At 47.6% G+C, this 3,296-nt stretch carries 5 protein-coding genes; all 5 read right to left on the bottom strand.

The annotated features are described in order from the left end of the window. Positions 1–9: 9 nt before the first annotated feature. Positions 10–387 carry a DUF350 domain-containing protein gene (locus EQY_RS0122560; protein ID WP_000547759.1) on the bottom strand — a complete coding sequence of 126 codons (378 nt, stop codon included), beginning with the start codon at positions 385–387 and terminating at the stop codon, positions 10–12. Positions 388–404: 17 nt separating this feature from the next. Then, a complete protein-coding gene (locus EQY_RS0122555) occupies positions 405–1,064 on the bottom strand; it encodes a YjfK family protein (protein WP_000012525.1) in 660 nt (219 codons plus the stop codon). Between the two features lie 50 nt (positions 1,065–1,114). Further along, positions 1,115–1,813 (bottom strand): PspA/IM30 family protein, encoded by a 699-nt coding sequence (locus tag EQY_RS0122550; protein WP_000511939.1) that lies wholly within the window; start codon positions 1,811–1,813, stop codon positions 1,115–1,117. Between the two features lie 18 nt (positions 1,814–1,831). Further along, on the bottom strand, positions 1,832–2,233 hold the full coding sequence (locus EQY_RS0122545) for a YjfI family protein (protein WP_000220153.1): 402 nt from the start codon (positions 2,231–2,233) through the stop codon (positions 1,832–1,834). A 126-nt stretch (positions 2,234–2,359) separates the two neighbouring features. After that, positions 2,360–3,091 carry a 23S rRNA (guanosine(2251)-2'-O)-methyltransferase RlmB gene (rlmB, locus tag EQY_RS0122540; protein ID WP_001293282.1) on the bottom strand — a complete coding sequence of 244 codons (732 nt, stop codon included), beginning with the start codon at positions 3,089–3,091 and terminating at the stop codon, positions 2,360–2,362. Positions 3,092–3,296: the final 205 nt, after the last annotated feature.

The raw sequence follows: 3,296 nt of genomic DNA, 5'->3' as shown, positions 1-3,296 counted from the left end.
CCAAGCGGCTTAAAAAACCCCGCCAGCCAGCGCGGCGGTTCCCATAAACATTCCTGCCGCAGTGTTGTGATTAATAATTTTATCGCTTAATGCCGGCATATAAAGTCTGACGCCAGCAAAAACGAGTAACTGAATTACTAGTGCGATTCCGCCCCAGGCAAAATAATCTGGAATACTCACCGCATTGATTGCCGCACTGGATAATGGAATAACGTAACCCAACAACGTGCCGCTGAACGCCAGCGACGCCGCAGTGTTATTATTCTTGATCAACTGCCATTCATTATGCGGAGTAATTTTGGAATAGATAAAAAGAAAGATAATCACCATAGCTACACCGATAAAAAAATAGGCGCTAAAAGCGAGGAGTGAATCCAGTATATGCATTGTAAACGTCCCTGTAATTAACCAATAATATGAAGTGATGTCAGTGGGATATCGACACCCAGCGCGCGAGAAAATAACCACTCCGGTTCACCGAGGTCGTTAAAAGATTCCTCACCATTTAACAGCAAATATTCACAGGTATCTTCGGTCACCTGCCGTTGGTAGCCCATGGTAAAATTATGCACTTCCCATTTGGCATGGTTTTGATTTTCTACTTTTTCCAGCATGTAAACGGGTTCAATATTTCCCGGTTCTTCACTGTTAAAAAATCGCTGCCAGCATTTTTCCTGCCAGTTTAAGGTCATCGCCCCCATCGCTTTGGCGTTGATCGCCTCGCGCCAGTGGCTTTCTTTGCTGATACCGTAGCTCTCTTCATAGACAAAGAGCTTGATATCATCAATGTCATCAATATCTTCGCCGCCGGTGGTGTTGATTTGTAGAAATTCATCGCCGGAGGTGTAGTAACGGAAAATCTGGCTACCACCCCCCAGATCGATGCGGCTGACGGCGGCCACGGTATATTCTTCACCCGGTAACTCGATCAGCAATGCCTCTTCCAGCAAACGAAACGCTAACGTGTCGAGCGTAAAGCCACTATTGAGGTGGAGTCCCAGCGGACCACGATTAATAGCAGGCTTATCATCCTTGCCAAACAGGCGCTGGAAAAAACCAGACATATTTTATCCTTAAAATAGTTGCCAGCCTTGCAGTGAGGCTGGCAAAAAAATTACTCACCCTGTTGGCGTTGCAGTCTTGCCAGCACATCCTGGGCACTGCTTTTATTGGTGCCGCCAATTCCGGCTTCCGCCAGCTTTTCATCGAGGTCGCGACCGTCTGCGACTTTCTCCAGCTGTGCGGCAGCATCCAGACGAGCCTGACGTTCGGCCTGACGCGTTTGCAGGCGTTTTAAGGATTCTGCCGCTGTCGAAACGCTGGAAGACGCGCCAACTGTAGATGTCGTCACAGCCTGCTGCGCACGTTGCATAGCTTCAGTGGCCTTAACAACTTCCATTTGCTGCTCAAACTGAGCGATACGCTGTGCCGTCGCCGCAACCGCTTTTTCCACGCCATCGCGGGAAACTTCCAGATTCGACAATACTTGTTCTTCAGCGGTAATAAGATTCTCAAGACGCGCGATTTCTTCAGCAACTTCATTAATCAACGATGGATTAACGTTCTTACTTAACGCTTCCAGCGCACGGGCTTCCAGACCCGCTTTACGTGCACGTAAGTCTTTCAGTTTGTCGTTGCTTAATTTCACTCGTGCCAGCAGATCGACGCGAGATTTCCCGGCTTTATCCAGTTCAGCTTTAGCGTCGCGAATATGTTGTTCCAGCATCCGCACACCCTGGGTTTCTTCAATGGACTCTTCCGCCTGCGCGATAAATGATTTACCCAGCGTAAATAAACTTTTTAAAATCCCCATAAATACGAATCCTTGTAATTAGTGTGAATATTCTTCAGTAATTTCAGCCAGATCCAATGCGTTATCCACCAGCGTGGTTATCTCCAGCAGGATGTCGTCAAGGGAAGATTTAAGCGATAACGCCCCGAAAACAATGTAATACTCTTCATGTTGCACGCTGGAGATCCCTACCGATGACAACGGCATCATCTTCTGATTTCTTAATAAGAAGGTATTAAATTCATCTGGATTGCTGATACTACTTACCGGACAAATAAAGGTTTCGATAATCATTTGGCGGGAAGTAAAAAGAATATTGATTTGCAAATCGCCATAATCATTCATTTTAATAATTAATGCGTTCTCGCTATTTGTTACATCAATATTTTGTTCAGGTACAGTTTGCAGCGCCGTCGCCAGCACCAACGAATTCCATGTCATATATTATTCCATATAGATTAAATTTAATTATTAATAAAATGAATATTTATAGAGCGTAATTATCTTACCAGCTATAGATAAAAAAAAACCATCCAAATATGGATGGTTTTTTATAATTCAGAGAAATTAGCTACGCTGGCGAACTGCTTCAAATAAGCAAATTCCGGTCGCAACCGAAACGTTCAGGGAAGAAACGCTACCTGCCATCGGAATACTAATCAGTTCATCGCAATGTTCACGGGTCAGGCGACGCATACCTTCACCTTCCGCGCCCATCACCAGCGCCAGGCGCCCGGTCATTTTGCTCTGATAAAGCGTATGATCCGCTTCACCTGCCGTACCGACGATCCAGATATTCTCTTCCTGCAACATACGCATAGTGCGCGCCAGGTTAGTCACCCGAATCAGCGGAACGCTTTCTGCCGCACCACAGGCCACTTTTTTCGCCGTGGCGTTGAGTTGAGCGGAGCGATCTTTCGGCACAATCACTGCATGAACGCCAGCGGCATCCGCGCTACGCAGGCACGCACCAAGGTTATGCGGATCGGTTACACCGTCGAGGATCAGCAGGAACGGTTGATCGAGCGAAGCAATCAGATCTGGCAGATCGTTTTCCTGATACTGCCGTCCTGGCTTCACACGGGCGATAATGCCCTGATGCACGGCACCGTCGCTTTTCTCGTCGAGATATTGGCGGTTTGCCAGCTGGATAACCACGCCCTGGGACTCAAGGGCGTGAATCAGCGGCAACAGACGTTTATCTTCACGGCCTTTTAAAATAAAGACTTCCTGAAAACGTTCAGGGGCGCGCTCCAGCAGGGCCTGCACTGCGTGGATGCCGTAAATCATTTCGCTCATTAATGTACTCGTTGTTTACGTTTTGCCTGATGCGCTACGCTTATCTGGCCTACGGGTAATTCACCCTCTTCTTTTTGAAGAGAGCGAGACTGCTGACAAACAAGTTCACTCGTTAACGTGGGCACGGTTTTCTCCCCCTGGAAGGCGAATGGACCCAGGTGAGGGCAATTATACGCGCCAGTGCTGGCCTGTTCCCCTCACCCTA

This window comes from Escherichia sp. TW14182, from assembly GCF_000208525.1.
GTDB classification, from domain to species: domain Bacteria; phylum Pseudomonadota; class Gammaproteobacteria; order Enterobacterales; family Enterobacteriaceae; genus Escherichia; species Escherichia ruysiae.
The sequence above is the reverse complement of the archived record's forward strand: the minus strand, read 5'-3'. Positions and strand labels throughout refer to the sequence as shown.